15 protein-coding genes and 3 pseudogenes are annotated in these 15,023 nt (G+C 70.6%); 11 read left to right on the forward strand and 7 right to left on the reverse strand.

What is annotated here, in order from left to right; translation table 11 throughout:
• The 3 genes and pseudogenes from ACFC02_RS20670 to ACFC02_RS20680 form a co-directional block, all read left to right on the forward strand.
• A partial coding sequence (locus ACFC02_RS20670; protein WP_376359048.1) for an HNH endonuclease occupies positions 1-386 on the forward strand: 386 nt, incomplete at its 5' end.
• A gap of 56 nt (positions 387-442) precedes the next feature.
• Positions 443-1,675: pseudogene (locus ACFC02_RS20675) on the forward strand (IS256 family transposase); the annotation flags it as partial.
• Positions 1,676-1,709: 34 nt separating this feature from the next.
• Entirely contained in the window at positions 1,710-2,036 is a 327-nt protein-coding gene (locus ACFC02_RS20680) for a hypothetical protein (protein WP_376359051.1), read from the forward strand.
• Positions 2,037-2,279: 243 nt separating this feature from the next.
• Here ACFC02_RS20680 and ACFC02_RS20685 read toward each other — a convergent pair whose 3' ends face one another.
• A complete protein-coding gene (locus ACFC02_RS20685) occupies positions 2,280-3,200 on the reverse strand; it encodes an endo-beta-N-acetylglucosaminidase H (protein WP_376359053.1) in 921 nt (306 codons plus the stop codon).
• A 403-nt stretch (positions 3,201-3,603) separates the two neighbouring features.
• Here ACFC02_RS20685 and ACFC02_RS20690 point away from each other — a divergent pair, with 403 nt between their 5' ends.
• The 4 genes from ACFC02_RS20690 (at position 3,604) to ACFC02_RS20705 (ending at position 6,508) form a co-directional block, all read left to right on the forward strand.
• Complete coding sequence (locus ACFC02_RS20690) at positions 3,604-3,747, forward strand: hypothetical protein (RefSeq protein WP_376359056.1); 144 nt, start codon at positions 3,604-3,606, stop codon at positions 3,745-3,747.
• 63 nt (positions 3,748-3,810) lie between these two features.
• Positions 3,811-4,305, forward strand: coding sequence for a hypothetical protein (locus tag ACFC02_RS20695; RefSeq protein ID WP_376359059.1), 495 nt, complete (start codon positions 3,811-3,813; stop codon positions 4,303-4,305).
• A 253-nt stretch (positions 4,306-4,558) separates the two neighbouring features.
• Entirely contained in the window at positions 4,559-5,821 is a 1,263-nt protein-coding gene (locus ACFC02_RS20700) for a sialidase family protein (protein ID WP_376359062.1), read from the forward strand.
• Between the two features lie 387 nt (positions 5,822-6,208).
• The gene (locus tag ACFC02_RS20705; protein WP_376359065.1) at positions 6,209-6,508 is read left to right on the forward strand and encodes a hypothetical protein; all 300 of its coding nucleotides are present in this window, start codon (positions 6,209-6,211) and stop codon (positions 6,506-6,508) included.
• Between the two features lie 285 nt (positions 6,509-6,793).
• On the opposite strand, the gene ACFC02_RS20710 is transcribed toward ACFC02_RS20705, so the two are convergent.
• The gene (locus ACFC02_RS20710; RefSeq protein WP_376359171.1) at positions 6,794-7,219 is read right to left on the reverse strand and encodes a MarR family winged helix-turn-helix transcriptional regulator; all 426 of its coding nucleotides are present in this window, start codon (positions 7,217-7,219) and stop codon (positions 6,794-6,796) included.
• Between the two features lie 405 nt (positions 7,220-7,624).
• A pseudogene (locus tag ACFC02_RS20715) lies at positions 7,625-8,509 on the reverse strand (hypothetical protein); the annotation flags it as partial.
• A gap of 346 nt (positions 8,510-8,855) precedes the next feature.
• Here ACFC02_RS20715 and ACFC02_RS20720 point away from each other — a divergent pair.
• Positions 8,856-9,566: a DUF4232 domain-containing protein gene (locus ACFC02_RS20720; RefSeq protein WP_376359068.1), complete on the forward strand. Its 711-nt coding sequence runs from the start codon at positions 8,856-8,858 to the stop codon at positions 9,564-9,566.
• An 85-nt stretch (positions 9,567-9,651) separates the two neighbouring features.
• On the opposite strand, the gene ACFC02_RS20725 is transcribed toward ACFC02_RS20720, so the two are convergent.
• Positions 9,652-10,350, reverse strand: a complete 699-nt coding sequence (locus ACFC02_RS20725) for a hypothetical protein (RefSeq protein ID WP_376359071.1) — start codon at positions 10,348-10,350, stop codon at positions 9,652-9,654.
• A gap of 369 nt (positions 10,351-10,719) precedes the next feature.
• Positions 10,720-11,168: pseudogene (locus ACFC02_RS20730) on the reverse strand (helix-turn-helix domain-containing protein); the annotation flags it as partial.
• Positions 11,169-11,286: 118 nt separating this feature from the next.
• Between ACFC02_RS20730 and ACFC02_RS20735 the strand changes: the two are divergent.
• From ACFC02_RS20735 to ACFC02_RS20745, 3 genes are all read left to right on the forward strand, one after another.
• Entirely contained in the window at positions 11,287-12,123 is an 837-nt protein-coding gene (locus ACFC02_RS20735) for an EamA family transporter (RefSeq protein ID WP_376359074.1), read from the forward strand.
• 37 nt (positions 12,124-12,160) lie between these two features.
• On the forward strand, positions 12,161-12,895 hold the full coding sequence (locus ACFC02_RS20740; RefSeq protein ID WP_376359077.1) for a B3/4 domain-containing protein: 735 nt from the start codon (positions 12,161-12,163) through the stop codon (positions 12,893-12,895).
• Between the two features lie 77 nt (positions 12,896-12,972).
• Positions 12,973-13,872: a dihydrodipicolinate synthase family protein gene (locus tag ACFC02_RS20745; protein ID WP_376359080.1), complete on the forward strand. Its 900-nt coding sequence runs from the start codon at positions 12,973-12,975 to the stop codon at positions 13,870-13,872.
• A 219-nt stretch (positions 13,873-14,091) separates the two neighbouring features.
• On the opposite strand, the gene ACFC02_RS20750 is transcribed toward ACFC02_RS20745, so the two are convergent.
• Both ACFC02_RS20750 and ACFC02_RS20755 read right to left on the reverse strand, forming a co-directional pair.
• Positions 14,092-14,493: a hypothetical protein gene (locus ACFC02_RS20750; protein ID WP_376359083.1), complete on the reverse strand. Its 402-nt coding sequence runs from the start codon at positions 14,491-14,493 to the stop codon at positions 14,092-14,094.
• An 82-nt stretch (positions 14,494-14,575) separates the two neighbouring features.
• A complete protein-coding gene (locus ACFC02_RS20755; protein WP_376359086.1) occupies positions 14,576-14,863 on the reverse strand; it encodes an ATP-binding cassette domain-containing protein in 288 nt (95 codons plus the stop codon).
• Positions 14,864-15,023: the final 160 nt, after the last annotated feature.

Genomic DNA, 15,023 nt, shown 5'->3' on the forward strand with positions numbered 1-15,023 from the left:
TCAAGGACGACGCGTCGCCCGACGATCCGGAGCTGGAAGAGTACTGGGGGAACCGTCGACGCAAGCGGATACAGGCCGTGGGGGAGCCCAAGAAGATCCTCTCCCTCGCCTACCGTCAGCGGGGGCTGTGCCCCAGGTGCGGACTGGATCTGATCGACGGGGCCGGGTTCGACCCGGACGACGTTCAGGACTGGGCCAATTGGTTCACGGGAAGCCTCCGGGCTATCCACGTGCATCATCTGACCTACCGCAGCAAGGGCGGCAGCGACCACCCGAGCAACCTGGAGCTGATCCACACGACCTGTCATCGCCAGGTACACGCTGGCGACCGGAAGCATGACACCCACCGGCAGCCACAGGCCAGCTTGAGCCGGATGCGGGGATGACTCGCACGTCCGGTTCTGAGGGGGCCGGGACGCAGCAATGCGTCCCGGCTACCCGACTGCTGAGCGTAGTGAACGCCGACGGCGGTATCGAGTCCGGCTCCCTGATCGACGAGATCGTCCGCGAGGGCGCCCGCCGGATGTTGGCTGCCGCGCTGGAGGTGGAAGTCAACCAGTACATAGCCGAGTTGGCTGCCGAGACCGACGAGCGCGGGCGGCGCCTGGTCGTCCGCAACGGCCACCACCGGCTCCGGACAGTCGTCACCGCGGCCGGGCCGGTCGAGGTCACCGCGCCGCGCGTCAACGACCGGCGTGTGGACGAGGCCACCGGCGAGCGCAAGCGGTTCTCCTCCAAGATCCTTGCGCCGTGGTGTCGCAAGTCACCGAAGATCTCGGAGGTCTTGCCGCTGCTCTACCTGGACGGACTGTCGTCCGGGGACTTCGTGCCCGCGCTGGAGCAGTTCCTCGGAGGCACGGCCGGGCTCTCGCCCGCGACGGTGACCCGCCTGACGAAGCAGTGGAGCGACGACCACGCCGCCTTCCAGGACCGTGACCTGTCGGACCGCGACTTCGTCTACGTGTGGGCCGACGGGGTCCACCCGAAGGTGCGGCTCGGCCAGGCGCACTCGTGCGTGCTGGTCCTGCTCGGCGTCCGCTTGGACGGCACCAAAGAGCTGATCGCCCTGGCCGAGGGGCTGCGGGAGTCCACCGAGTCGTGGGCGGACCTGCTGCGCGACTGCCGCCGCCGGGGCATGCGCGACCCGGAGCTGGTGGTCGGCGACGGCGCGATGGGCCTGTGGAAGGCCCTGGCCGAGGTCTTCCCCGCCGCACGGCACCAGCGCTGCTGGGTCCACAAGGCCCGGAATGTCACGAACTGTCTTCCGAAGTCCGCACAGCCGGGCGCGGCGAAGGCGATGCAGGAGATCTACAACGCGGAGGACCGGGCGCACGCCGAGAAAGGGATCGAGGCGTTCGCCCGCACCTACGGCACGAAGTGGCCCAAGGCCGTCGCGAAGGTCACCGACGACCGGGACGAGCTGCTCGCGTTCTACGACTTCCCGGCCGAGCACTGGGTCCACCTGCGGACCACGAATCCGATCGAGTCGACGTTCTCCACGGTCAAGCTGCGGACGAAGGTCACCCGGGGCGCCGGCAGCCCGGCCGCGGCCCTGGCCATGGTGTTCAAGCTGGTCGAGTCCGCCCAGGCCCGCTGGCGGGCGATCACCGGAGCCCACCTGGTCCCACTCGTCCGGACCGGAGCCCGGTTCGAGAGCGGCCTGCTGGTCGAACGCACCGAGAGCCACGCGGCCTGAGGAGAATGCCCAGATGACCGCCTACGACACTTACGGCACGAACTCCTACACGGCCAAGGAGTTGGCCGGCCTGCTCACCGACCGACTCGACGTGGCCTTCGCCGGACGCGAGAGCGACTACCTCGGCGTCTACTTCCTGGCCACCCTCGCCGACACGACCCGCCTCCAGGTCCAGTCGAACGCCATTCCCGGAGACGACGGGGAAGACGATCTCTACGAGGACGAGCACCCCGACGTGTCGGTACTCCTGCTCGTCACGCCACCGGCCGCTGCCGGGTCCCTCAACGACGAGCTCTCGGCGGTCGGAGGACTCACCAGGCTCCGATCAACTCGAAGCTGAGCAACTGCTGATCCACAAGTCTTGACTATTGCTCGCACCCGGCTGATCGTCGAGTCGGACTGCGACAGCGCCTGCGCCGTTCGGTGCTGTCGCCGGTTCGATGTCCTCCAGCATTCCCAGCAGTCGTATCCGCCTGTAGGTCAGGTCCGCCCGGTCGTCGGAGGCGTGACCTGCCCGGGGGGCGGGCCTACGGGATGCGGCAAGCCCCGAAGGGGGCATCGGGGGCCGGAAAGTGCGTTCGGTCTACGGTGCGTAGACGGCGTCACTGCCATACAGCTCCCTGGTGAACGCGGAGACATCGGCGCTGCGATCGGCGCCGTCGAGGTTGTACGTCAGGTAGACGCCGTACCCCTCAGCGACTGTGCGGCGGGCCAGGTCGGCGGCCCTGCTCTGCGAGGTCCCGCCGATCTCGACGGCCGCCGGAGAGAGGTTCGACTTGGGCAGCGCGATGCCGGGCACCTGCCAGGTGCCGTAGTACGGGTTCCAGGCGTAATCGAACATGGACGTGACGTCGACGCCGCCGTAGGACAGGCGCGACGCGGCCGGGCCGATGTTGTAGAGGCTGATGATCTTGTTCGGCATGTTCGTGCGCAGTGCCGACACCAGGTACACGAACGAGCTGTTGTTGGGCTGGCCGGTGCCGTTGTTGCCGTACTCGGCGTACTCGTCGTCGAAGTCGATGCCGTCGAGGCCGTATTTGAACACGGTGTCCGAGAGTTGTTTTGCGAACGTCGAAGCAGCCTGCTGGGACGGGAAGTTGGCGAAGCCGGCGCCTTGGTGGTTGCCGAGCACCGAGAGGACGACCTTGATGCCCTTCTGCTGCAACGGCCGTATCTGCGTGGCCGCGTTATCGAGGACGCGTTGCACGTTCTCGTTGAAGTACAGGGTTGCCGCCTTCGCGCTCGCGTCGTAGTTGATGTTCGCCGCGAAGATCACGGCGATGTCGAAGACGTTGCCGCCGCCGTTGACGAGGGTGTACTTGCCGACGTTCAGCATGCTGTTGTTGTTCACCTCGACGTAGGCCACCGAGGTTGGTCCTTGTTTCGCGGGAGCGGGGGCGGCCTCTGCCGCGCCGGTCGTGGCGGCCGCGCTGAAGACGAGGGCCGTAACGGCCAAGAGCGCGAGCGCGCCCGTGCGAACTCTGTTCCGCACCGGAGTGAACATCGTTGATCGGTCTCCCATCGCATGGAGCGGCGCCCGAGCTGTCCGCGAGCGCCGAGTGCCCCGATCCTTCCGCTCCCGCGACCGAATCCCCAGAACCAGGCGAGAGCTCTTCACGACTCCCACACCAACGGAAACCATGGGAGGTCGACATGCCACAGGGGATGCGACCAGGCGCCTGGCAGAGCGCGGGTGGCTCCAGCAGGAGACGTCGGGGATGTTCAGTGCCGGCCGGCGGCCCGTGGCCGCGCCAGACGCCGACCCATTGCAACGTTGTACAAAGCCATGTCAGAGTGACCGATCATGTCGACGCGACCTACGTTTCTTCGGACAAGGAGCTCTGATTGAACGTGAACTGCGACCCCCAGGCCCGTTCACGGCGTTCACCGTGCGGAGCGCTGTCCTCATGGTGAGCACAGCCCCGGTCGGCGGCGGCCCGCGCACGACCGTCACCTTCACCGGTCCCTGCGACTCGTTCCCGGTAGGCATGGTGGGCGTGCGCCACCGCGCCGACACGGCCTCGTTCGGCGACCTCAGCCTCGAACGGTAGGGCCCCGCGGCGCGGGCCCGCGCGGGCGCCCACCTCGCGCATCCTCATGACGAAAGGTGACCCATGTCCCCCCACGACACCCGCTCTCCAGCCTCCCCACCCGCCAGGCGGCCCCGGCAGCGTCTGGCCGCCCTGCCGGTCCCGGCGCTCGCTGTCCTCGCGGCACTCGCCACCCCGGCCCACTCCGACCCGGGGTTCACCGTCGCCGTCGACCAGGACTTCCCCGATCCGTCCGTGGCCACCGACGGCACCACCTACTTCGCCTACGCCACCACCGCCGACGGCAAGACCTACGCCACCGCCACCGCTCCCTCACCCGACGGCCCCTCGGCCCTCACCGGTACCGACGCCATGCCCAACCCGCCGCCTTGGGCCCGGGCCCAAGGCGACTCCTGGGCCCCCGACGTCTCTCCGCTCGGCGACGGCACCTGGCTGATGCACTTCACCGCCCACGACCCGTCCGCCGGTCACGAGGGCGTCGGCGTCGCCACCAGTCCCCTCGGCCCCTACCAGCCGGTCGGCGACCAGCCCCTGGCAAGGCCCCCGGCAGCCGGCTGACCATGGATTCCACTGGCGGCCAGGTCACCGGACCTGCGGCGGCAGCGTCCTGCAAACGCCCTCCGGTGACCGCATCCACCTCACCGGCCGGCGCAACGGCACCTCCTACCCCGGCAGCTGCCGCGCCATGTACGAGGCGGGTCTCGGCCGGAACCCCGACTCCTGCCTGACCAACGGCTTCTGACATGCCGTCACTGCGACCTGTCCCGCCCGAACGCACACTCCCGAACGCCAACCTCTCAGGAAGCAACCGATGAACCTATTCCCACGCCCTGCACGTACCGGCCGGCTCCGGCGGGCCGCTGCCCGAACGGCGCCCCGCGCCGCGCTCCGGGGTGCGGCCCTGCCCGCCCTCCTCGCCGCGCTGGTGATGATCCTGACGGCGGCCGTGCCGGCCGGGGCCGCGGCCACCGGCCGGCCCCTCGGGCCCGACGCAGCGATGTACCCACGGGTCATCCGGCTCGCCCACAACGGAGCTGACAACGGCCGCATCCTGACCACCGTGACCGGTTTCCCGAGCGGCGGGCCGGCCGGCGACATCTACGGCAGTGACGACGGCGGCCGGTCCTTCGCCCGCGTGGGACGGGTGAGCGACCCAGTCGCGGCCCGCACCGGCCTGTGCTGCACCACTCTCTACGAACTGCCGCGCCGCATCGGCGCGCTGCCCCGCGGCACACTCCTGTGGGCGGGCTCGGTGGGCCAGGGCGCTAGTGATCCGCGGATGTCCCTGCGGGTGTGGCGCAGCACCGACGCCGGCCGGAGCTGGCAGTACCTGAGCACCGCCGCCGCCTCACCGAACGCGCACGGGCTGTGGGAACCGGAGTTCACCGTGGCCGCGGACGGCCGGCTGGTCATGTACTACTCCGACGAGACCGACCAGCCCGCCCACAGCCAGTTCCTCGCCGAGAAGTTCACCCGTGACGGCGTCCACTGGTCCGCGTCGCAGGCTGTCGTGCGCAGCGACGACCCGGCGCTGCGGCCGGGCATGGCGACGGTCCGGCGCCTGCCCACCGGCACCTACGTCATGACGTACGAGGTCTGCGGGACCGGCCGGGCCGACGACTGCGTGGTGCACCTGCGGACCTCGCGCGACGCCTGGCACTGGGGCGACCCGGCCGCGCCCGGCTCCGTGCCGACCGACGCCGCGGGCGAGCATTTCGCCCACACCCCGACCCTGGCCTGGTCCGCGGGCGGAGGCAGGGAGGGCACCCTCTTCCTGACCGGCCAGATGCTGGTGGACCAGAACGGCGCTGCGGCCCCGGGCACCGGCGGCACCCTCTTCACCAGCACCAGCGGAGGACGGGGCACCTGGCAGGCACACCAGGCTCCGGTCAGCGTCTCCGACGTACGCAACAACCCCTGCCCCAACTACAGCCCCGCGCTGCTGCCTTCACCGGACGGACACCGGGTCCTGGAGATCACCACGGACTACGACGAGTCGGGCAGCTGCCGGGCCTACTCGGCCATCGGCACACTGACCCACGGCAAGTTCCCGGCCGGCCGCACCACTTCCTGACCGTCGGTTTCAGGGGCCGTGCGTGGACGCATCGGCCTCCGGCCATGTCCGGCGCGGCCCTCCCGCAGGGCCGCGCCGGAGCCGGGCCGGGTCGAAGAGTGCGATGGGGTGGCGTGTCGTGCCGTCCACCGCCAGGTCGGCCAGGATCTCCCCGATCACCGGGGCGCTGAGCGAACCCCTGGCCGGTGGCGGCTGGGCATGGGCATGGGCTTGGCGGGGATGGCCTCGTGTCGCAGTAGGCACCCGGGCGACCCGCCCTGGAACGGCAGCCACGACCTATGATTGCACAGGGTGCAACTCTTGTTGCGCAATGCGAAGTTGCTCTCTAGATTCCTTGCGTGCGGCGTAACTACCGTGCGTCGCAGGGTTATTGATCGGGAGGACTCCGTGAACGGAAAGCTCGCGACAACCACACTCGCCGCGGTCGCGGCGACCCTGTTGGCCGGTGCCGCGCTGGCCGCCCCCGCGTCGGCCGCCAGTGCCGCGCCGGCCCGAGCAGCGGTGACGGCGGACTCATCCACCTACTACGTCTACGCCACGGGGGTCAGCAGCTCGCTGGACGGCGCCCGGGCGAACGCGGACTACAAGCTCCCGCGCGGCTGTTACTCCACGGTGGTGGCCAGTGGCAGCACCGGCGACGGCAACATCTGGGTGACCGTCCTGGGCACCTGCTCCGGGGAGCAGTGACCAGGGGCGGCACCCGCGCGGCGCCGACCTAGCGCTCACACAGCAATGACCGAGGGGCGCCGACCCAACCGGCGCCCCTCAGGGCTCTCACAAGCCATCCTCTCAGCGGAGTCGACCGCGCAGCGGGACCAGGACCGCTCCCCCGCGGGCCCCGAGTACGTCCGGAAACAGTCGGCGGAGCCTAAACCACTCGCGATCCCTCTGACACTCCGCGACCCCCCGGCGGGCTGTGGCTCCCGACGGCCCGGACGAAGCGGACGACAGCCGAATGAGATGGCCTGCCAGTCATTGTCCGGTGATGCGGGTAGTCAGGCGGGTCAGCAGGGTGACGCACCGACGGAGTTGCCGCTGCTCCTCAGCGCTCAGCGTGTCGCGGATGGCGGTATTGAGCCAGGCGGCGCGCTGTGCGCGTTCCTGCTGGAGGCGCAGGCGGCCGGTGTCCGTGATGTGCAGCAGGAGCTTGCGGCCGTCAGTCGGGTGGTGTTCGGCGCGCACCAGGCCATCGCCGAGGAGTTCCTTCACGGACTTGGCGGCCGCCTGGTGGGTCACGCCGCGCAGGCGGGCAAGGTCGGCCGTGGTGAGCGGACCGCCTCGGTCGAGGTGGCCGAGGAGGGCAGCCTCTCCGGAGGGCATGGTGTCCGCGAACCGTACGGCGCGGACCAGCTTCCCGATCGCCTGCCGCAGGTCTTCAGCCAGCGCATCATCGCTCATCACCCCCCTACTCAATGTGTGTAACCTATCTGTACAACTAGGTTGCTGCACCGCCACCACCGACTGCAACGTCCACTCGTTCGACGTCCGCGGACACGCCTGCCGCAACACGCCGCTCCCGTTGCCCCGGCCGACGCGCAGGCCCCGTCCTGCCGGGCCAGGGCCTGCGCGCTTCGTCATCGCTGTCGGCGTCTTCGCCTGGTCCGCACGGTGCTCCGAAGGAATCGCTCGGCTTTCAGTCCTGTGGTCCAGTCGAGGCGGTCGCCGGGGTGGCCCAGTCGGCCAGGATCGGCAGTACCCGGGCCGTGGACGAGCCGGGCTCCACGGTGTACACGATGAGGTGCTGATGGGAGCGTGGGGTGCGGTGACGATCTCGATGTTGAAGTCAAGGAGCCCGGCCTCCGGAGGGGCGATGCGTTCGGGTACCGAAACGTAGTCACGCACGGTGTGGTCGTCCCCCCAGCGGGCGACGTCCGGGTCGGCACGCCGCAGGTCGTGCACGGCCGCGATGAGCCGGTGATCGCCTGGTCGCCTGCCGGCCTCCGTACGCATCGCGGCGACCGACCGGACGCCGAACTCGGCCCAGTCGACGATGCGCTCCCGGGCGAGGGGATCGCGGAACAGGTGGTTCATGAAGGATGAGCCCGGCGGCAGACGACGTCCGAGAACCGCTCGCAGCAGGGCGTTGTGCGCGAGTACCTCGGCACGCCGGCCGAACCGCAACACCGGGACGTGGTCCAGGGGCGAGGCCAGACGCAGCAGTCCTGGATCGGGGCGTTGCACTGCCGGTGCCGGTGCCGGTGCCGGTGCCGGTGCCGGTGCCGGTCGGCGGGCCCGCGTCGCCGGAGCGGCGAGGTCGCGAAGATGCACGGCTTCCACCTCGTCCAGCCGCAGAGCCCGTGTCAGGGCGGCGAGCACGGTCTCGGAGACCGTCGCCTGCCGGCCCTGTTCCAGCGGCTGTAGTGGTCGGTGCTCAGACCCGCCAGCATGGCCCGCGGTGCTTGCCACGACTTCCGGCCCGGGCCGCCTCGCCGCGCTCTGACTCGACTGGCGGGTCGGCGTTCTGCTCGCGGCAGGGCAGCGCGGGCATCCGTGGACGGGCTGGTCGTTCTCCGTCGGGTGTGGCAGCCGGGAGACGCCGGCCGTCACGCTGGTGGAACCCGAGCTGGTGGTGGGGGTCGGCAGACCAGCTTGCGGTGCTGGTCCGTCCCTCCAACGGATTGTGCGACCGCATTCGCCGGCCACGCCAGTGTCCGGCGCAGCTCCAACACCGGGCGGTGCTCGTCGCACATGAGCGCCACGCGATGTGGGCCACTGGCGGCGGAATCAGGTCGAAGGCCAGCCGGAGCGTCCGCTCCTCGGCCTTCTCGGTCTTCGGCAACTTCCTGTGAGCGATGAGCCTGCCCAAGTTCTGTGCTGGACACGGCCGGCTCCGTCGAGTTCCGGCAGCCATGCCGGTTCACCGACTTCGTCCCATTTCGTGCCAGGGGTTGTCACGGCCCATCAACTCGCCTGTCACAGGAACATCTTGATCCACGTCACAGCGCAACGGCCCGTCCGGAAGCAGGCATCCTCAAAAGCGACAGCGGCTCGCCAGTTCGAGCGGGCCGTACAAGACCACTTCCAAGGAGTGCGCATGCGCGTCAAGAAGATCTCCGCCCTCGCCGTGATCGTCGCCGCGGCCGGCCTCTCGTTGACCGCGTGCGGCGCCGGCGACGGTTCGAGCACGGCCACACAGAACAGCACGTCGGCTTCCACGAACAGCTCCACGGGCGGTCAGGGCGCGGCCGACGCTTCCTCCGGCACCTCCAGCGACACCACCGGCGGCACCGCAACCGGCACCAGCGGCAGCACCGGCAGCCGCACCGGAACCAGCGGCGGCACAGGGAAGAAGACCGCCGCCCGGACCGGGACCACGGCGTCGGGCGCCCTGTGCAAGACCGACCACCTCGGCTTCAGCGCCGCATCAGCCGGAGTCAAGAACGAGATCGTCGTCAACCTGAAGAACACCGGCTCCGCCACCTGCAGCATGCACGGCTTCCCCGGCGTCCAACTCCTCGGCCCCGACGGCCTGGGCGACAAGGGCCCCGACGCCGCCCGCACCGACACCACCGCGCCCACCGTCACCATCGCCCCCGGCGAGGAGACCCGCTTCCTCCTCCACTACATCCCCGACACCAGCGGCTCCGGCAAGACCTACACCAGGCTCGCCATCACCCCGCCCAACGAAACCGTCTTCGACGTCATGAACCTCGACGGCCTGAACATCACCGTCCCCGCCACCGCCGGCAACGCCCCCGACGTATACGTCGACCCGGTCGGCTACCACACCGGCACCGGCAAGTGACCGCACCGACAACTCCGGCCCCCGCAAGACACCGGCCCCGGAGCCCCCGTGGGTTGTGGGTCGTGGCCCACGCGGCCGGAGGGTCTCACGAACAAAAGCCCCCGCAAGGGACTCCGGAGGACCAACTCCACTGTGCCAGGGACGGCCGCAGTGGACGGGCCGGCCACCGGCGGTCTCGCCCCGGTCTTCGACATGTCAGTCCCGTGTCAGAGGCCCAGGCCCGTGGCACTCTCACCGAGCCTCCTTCGACGGCCTGGAGCAGGCGCGCCCACTCGCTCGGCTGGTCGAAGGACGTGCGGACCAGGAGCGGACCTGCGGCCTCCTCGACGGCGGGGGCCGCCGACCCGGATTCGGCGCCGGCGCGGTCGCCGGGGATGACCTGAATCAGGAAGCGGGTCTTCTTGCCGTCCGTCGAGCGGTCGGCTGCGTGGACGCGGAGCAGGTAGGGGCCCGGCCCGGCGGTGGCGAGGTTCTCCCTGCGTACCGGTGCGTATCCGCTGTCGCACAGGGCCAGGAAGCCGGTCGTCGAGATCACGGTGATCTCCTCGACCTCGTCCCAGCCCTTCTCCGCCCCCAGGTCTGCTCCGGCGTAGAGGGTGACGACAGGGTTCTCCAGGGCACTGCCGGCGTCGATGTGCAGCCAGTCCTTCCCCGCCGACAGGAGCCCGCGGCCGTGTGGCTCGGGTCCGTCGGTGTCTGGGGCCATGACCGTCAGGTCGCCCCACTCCTTCATCTTCAACGGGCGGGTAAGGCCCTTGAGGACGGGCCACGCCGAGCGCGGCATGGAGAACCCCCGTCGTCTCTGATGTGCTTGCCGGCCATGTTGTGCCCGAGGCCAGTGTGGCAGGGCGCAGGCTGGGTGCTGGTCCTACTTGATGTGGACGTAGTAGCCGTCGCCGTTGAGGACGCGCTCGCCCATGCACATGCTGGTGCTGGTGCTGGTGCGGGTGATGGTGATGGTGATGAGGCGGCAGCTCGCGGCGGCGGAGACGTAGGCGGTCTTCTCCGGAGCGGTCCCGGCGACGGTGGTGCTGTACTTCGCGGGTGCGGCCTGCGCGCTGGTGGCGCTGATGCCGATCACAAGGAGCGTTGCGAGAACTGTTCCGATGGCCACTTTCCGTGGCGCTCTGGTCCGCCTGAGCATGTGCCCGGAGTGCTCGACGCCGTCGACGACCAGGACCATGCGGCCCTCATTGACGCTGACGGTTTCGATCACGCCGGCCTGGTGGGGGGTGGCTGGGGTACTCCTCTGCGGGCTGGAGCCTCCAGCGCCGGACCTCGACCGGGGCCGGTCCGGGAGTTGTCAGCATCAGCCTGGCCTCGCCGCCCCGCCCACAGCGGCATCGCAGCGTCACCGGACACGACCCGTACGCGTTCCTGCGCCGCACCTTCCAGCAGGACGGAGACCGAAGTGCCGAGGGTGCCGGCCAGCCGAACCGGGGTGGCGAAGTTCGGGTTCCCCTGCGCCTTCTCCAGCGCGCACAGCGAGCCCTTGCTGACGTTGGCGCGTCGGTCGAGTTCGTCCGGGGACAGTCCGGCGCGGGCGCGAGCAGCGCGGACGTTGTGCGCGAGTGTCCGCAACGCCGCCTCGGTCTCGGCCATCGCTATCACCATTCCAGAGAGCGAATCAGTGCATTGCACCGCGCGGTCGTTCGGTTGACGACTGGCGGTCAGTGCGTTGTACGGTGTAGTCGTTCCATTGACAGTAAGGGATGTCCCCGTGATCGCTCTGCTGCTGGCCCTGGGCAGCTCACTGGCCTACGGATGCGCCGACTTCCTCGGCGGCCTCGGCGCCCGCAAGGCCCACGTCCTGCGCACCGTGATGATCGCCGCCCCGGCCTCGCTCACCGTCGAGCTGCTGCTGTGGCCCTTCCTCGGCGCCTCGTTCGCCCCCGCCACCCTCGCCTGGGGCGCCGCCTCCGGCGTCGCGTCGGCCGCCGCGTTCGCCCTGCTCTACCGCACACTCGCGATCGGCCCGATGAACGTCCTGTCCCCCATCACCGCGCTGGTCTCGGCGATGCTGCCGGTCGGCGTCGGGCTGGTGCAGGGCGAGCAACTGGGGCCGGCCGGGCTGATCGGCCTGCCGCTGGCGCTGGCGGCCGTGGTGCTGGTCAGCGCCGGGCACGGCGCGAAGTCGGCCCGCCCGTCGCGCACCGCGCTGCTGCTGGCCTTCGGCGCCGGGACCGCCATCGCCCTGCAGCTGATCTTCCTGCACCAGGCGCCGTCCGACAGCGGCGTCGGACCGCTGATCACCGGACGCGCCGTGTCCTCCGCGGTCACCCTGGCCGCTGCCGGGGTGATGTTCAAGCGGCTGGGTTCGGAGAAGCCCGCGTACGCGATGTCGGTGACGGCCGGCGTGCTGGACTCGGTGGCCAACCTGCTGTTCCTGCTCGCCGCCCGCAGCGGTGATCTGGCCGTCGTCGCCGTGATCACCTCCCTCTACCCGGCCGGCACCGTCCTGCTCGCCCGCAGCGTCCTCGCCGAGCGGATCCACCGCGGCCAGCTGATCGGCCTGGGCACCGCAGCCGTCGCCGTCAGCCTCCTCGCCCTCACCTGACCTGCCGCTCAGCCGCCTCTCTTGAACGGACCACCTGATGACCGCCTTCGGTATCGGCCCCGCTGTCGCCGACGCCTTCCCCGACACCCTCATCGCCGTCGTCACCGCCACCGGCCTGCGCGGCGGCGAGCCCTGGCCCGCCACCACCGCCGCCCTGGAGGACCTGGAAGGCCAGCTCGCCGCCGGCGCCTGGCAACCCGCGGACGAGAGCGACCCACGCATCGAGGCATGGCATGCCACCTACCGCTCCTTCGGCACCAACCCCCGCCGCGTCCGCCCCAGCGTCGACGCCCTGGGCCGCCGTCTCGCGAAGAAGGGCACGCTGCCCCGGATCAACCCGGCCGTCGACTCCTACAACTGCGTCTCCCTCCGCCACGGCCTGCCCGCCGGTGCCTTCGACCTCGACCACGTCAGCGGCGACGTCGAGATCCGCTACGCCGACGGCAGCGAGACCTTCACCCCGCTCGGCGAACCCGGCACCATCGAGAACCCCGAGCCCGGCGAGATCATTTACACCGACACCACCGACGTGCTCACCCGGCACTGGAACCACCGCGACGCCCACCGCACCCGCGTCACCGAAGTCTCCACCCACGTCGCTTTCGTCCTGGAGACCGTCGCCGCCACCCGCGACGGACACCTGCTCAAGGCCGCGGCCAGTGACCTGCAGACCCTGCTCCAGCCGCACTGCGAGCAGAGCACCGTGCACCACCTCAGCCCGGCACACCCCGACACCAGCGCCTGCCCACCACTCCCTGGCCCGTCTGCCTGAACGGCGGCACCAGAAGCGGTGGTGACCGTGCGGCCCACCACCGCTGAAGGACCACCCGCATCCCTTGGAGGTTCGTCTTGTTCACCGGTCTGAGCGCCTTCCCGCTCACTCCCGTCCCCGGCAACGGCAACGTCGACGAGAAGGCGTTCGCCACGCTGGTCGGCCGGCTCGCCGCCGCGGGCGTCGACTCGATCGGGGCGCTGGGCTCCACCGGTTCCTACGCCTACCTGAGCCGCGAGGAACGCGCCCGTGTCGCCCGCATCGCGGTCGAGCACGCCGACGGGGTGCCGGTCATCGTGGGTATCGGGGCGCTGCGCACCCGCCAAGTGCTTCAGGCCGCCGAGGACGCGCAGAACGCCGGCGCCGGCGGAGTTCTGCTGGCGCCGGTGTCCTACCAGCCGCTGACCGGCGACGACGTCTTCGGCCTGTTCGAAGAAGTCACCGCGAGCCTTTCGATCCCCCTGGTGATCTACGACAACCCCGGCACCACGCACTTCACCTTCACCGACGAGCTGTATACGCGCCTCGCCTGGCTGCCGCAGGTGGCGTCCATCAAGATCCCCGCGCTTCCCGCCGATCCGGCGGAGGCCCGGGCTCGTGTCGAGCACCTGCGCCGGCTCCTTCCCGACACGGTGACGGTGGGCATCAGCGGGGACGCGGCCGCAGCCCGGGGTTTGGGCGCCGGATGCGACGTCTGGTACTCGGTGATCGGCGGCACCTTCCCCGAGCCGGCCCTCGCCCTCACCCGCGCGGCCCAGGCCGGGCGGCACGAGCGGGCCCTCGAAGAGTCCGAACGCCTCCAGCCCCTGTGGGACCTGTTCGCCCAGCACGGAGGATCCCTGCGGGTCGTCGCCGCGGCCGCCGCTCACCTGGGCCTGACCGCCCACCGCAACCTCCCCCTGCCACTGCGCGGCCTGGACGCCGAGGAACGCGCCCACCTCGCCACGGTCATCGAGCAGTTGCAGCTCGGCACCTGACGGCCTGCCAACCCCCTCGCGCAAGTGACCCGCCAGCCCCCTCGCGCAGAGTGAGGGGGTGGCGGCGTTCGAGCCATCCCCCTGCCCGGCATCACCACAGGGAGCGGGGGCGACCACGGATACATTCTCGCCGTGCGGCGCCGGGCCTCGCCCGCGAAGCAGCCCCCTCTCCCGGTTCGCGATGCGGCGCATCACGCCCGCGACGACCCTCACCCCCCTTCACCACCAACCGCAATGCGGCGGGCCGCTGCCTTCCCTCGAACTGATCGTGGCGATGCCCGCCGCCGTCGGGGCCACCGTGTGGACCGCCGGGGTGAGGGAGATCAGCCGACGATGGGGGGCCTCGTCCTGGCCTCGCCCCTCCTCGCAAGTGGCGCTCTGGGATCCGCCCTGACCCGGCCACGCCCGCTGTCGATCGCGGCCGCCCCGGCGGCAGCGGATCGGTCTGCATGCTCTCCCTCGGCCCTCGATCAGGTCGCCGCCCCGCGTCCTGCGGCCGGAGGCGAGTACCGCCTCGTCGATGACGCTCCCCTGCGACATGAACAACAGCAGCGCGAGCGCCGTACTGATCACCGCGTCCTTGCCCGAAGACCGCACCTGCTGCTGCCGGTCCTCGCCCACGGGCTGCCGTACAAGACCGCCGCGAGCCGGGTCGTCACCCGGCTGCGACCGGCTCCCGCCGCGGCAGGTGCCTGAACGGTCCTCAGCCGCCGACCTCGGAGTCAGGCTCCTTGCGGCGTGCGCGGGCGAGCAGCAGCGCGAGCACCCTGAGCTGGTTGCAGGCCGAGCGGCCCGGGGGATCGACTGGGCCGCCAGGAGCACCGACCTCCTGCAAGCGGAGCTCGGTGGCGAGCGTAGGGGGGCGGTTCACGGTGGCGGAGCCGCTCGTCGGGGCACCGAGGCTGACGATCATGCGTATGGCCGTGGACCTCCCGGGGCCGCCGGGCCCAAGGAAGCCGGTCACCGCCCCCGGCTGCACGACGAAGTCCAACCCGTCGACAGCCGCCTTCTCGCCCTACCTCTTGGTCAACCGCCGTGCGTCGACCATTCGCGTTCTCCCGGTCGGGGTCCGGCGTCTCGCCGCCGACGCCACCAGCAGCACCTTTGGCACCCCCCTGGCAACGCCAAGTGCCGAATCACCCGGATCCGGT

The sequence above is a fragment of the Streptomyces sp. NPDC056160 genome, assembly GCF_042268205.1.
GTDB lineage: Bacteria > Actinomycetota > Actinomycetes > Streptomycetales > Streptomycetaceae > Streptomyces.

Bases quoted from the DNA above. Each gene is read 5' to 3' on its own strand.
- ACFC02_RS20710 (WP_376359171.1), bottom strand. From the start codon at position 7,219: ATGAGCGATGATGCGCTGGCTGAAGACCTGCGGCAGGCGATCGGGAAG.
- ACFC02_RS20700 (WP_376359062.1), top strand. From the start codon at position 4,559: ATGAACCTATTCCCACGCCCTGCACGTACCGGCCGGCTCCGGCGGGCC.
- ACFC02_RS20740 (WP_376359077.1), top strand. From the start codon at position 12,161: ATGACCGCCTTCGGTATCGGCCCCGCTGTCGCCGACGCCTTCCCCGAC.
- ACFC02_RS20695 (WP_376359059.1), top strand. From the start codon at position 3,811: ATGTCCCCCCACGACACCCGCTCTCCAGCCTCCCCACCCGCCAGGCGG.
- ACFC02_RS20720 (WP_376359068.1), top strand. From the start codon at position 8,856: ATGCGCGTCAAGAAGATCTCCGCCCTCGCCGTGATCGTCGCCGCGGCC.
- ACFC02_RS20680 (WP_376359051.1), top strand. From the start codon at position 1,710: ATGACCGCCTACGACACTTACGGCACGAACTCCTACACGGCCAAGGAG.
- ACFC02_RS20685 (WP_376359053.1), bottom strand. From the start codon at position 3,200: ATGTTCACTCCGGTGCGGAACAGAGTTCGCACGGGCGCGCTCGCGCTC.
- ACFC02_RS20690 (WP_376359056.1), top strand. From the start codon at position 3,604: ATGGTGAGCACAGCCCCGGTCGGCGGCGGCCCGCGCACGACCGTCACC.
- ACFC02_RS20725 (WP_376359071.1), bottom strand. From the start codon at position 10,350: ATGCCGCGCTCGGCGTGGCCCGTCCTCAAGGGCCTTACCCGCCCGTTG.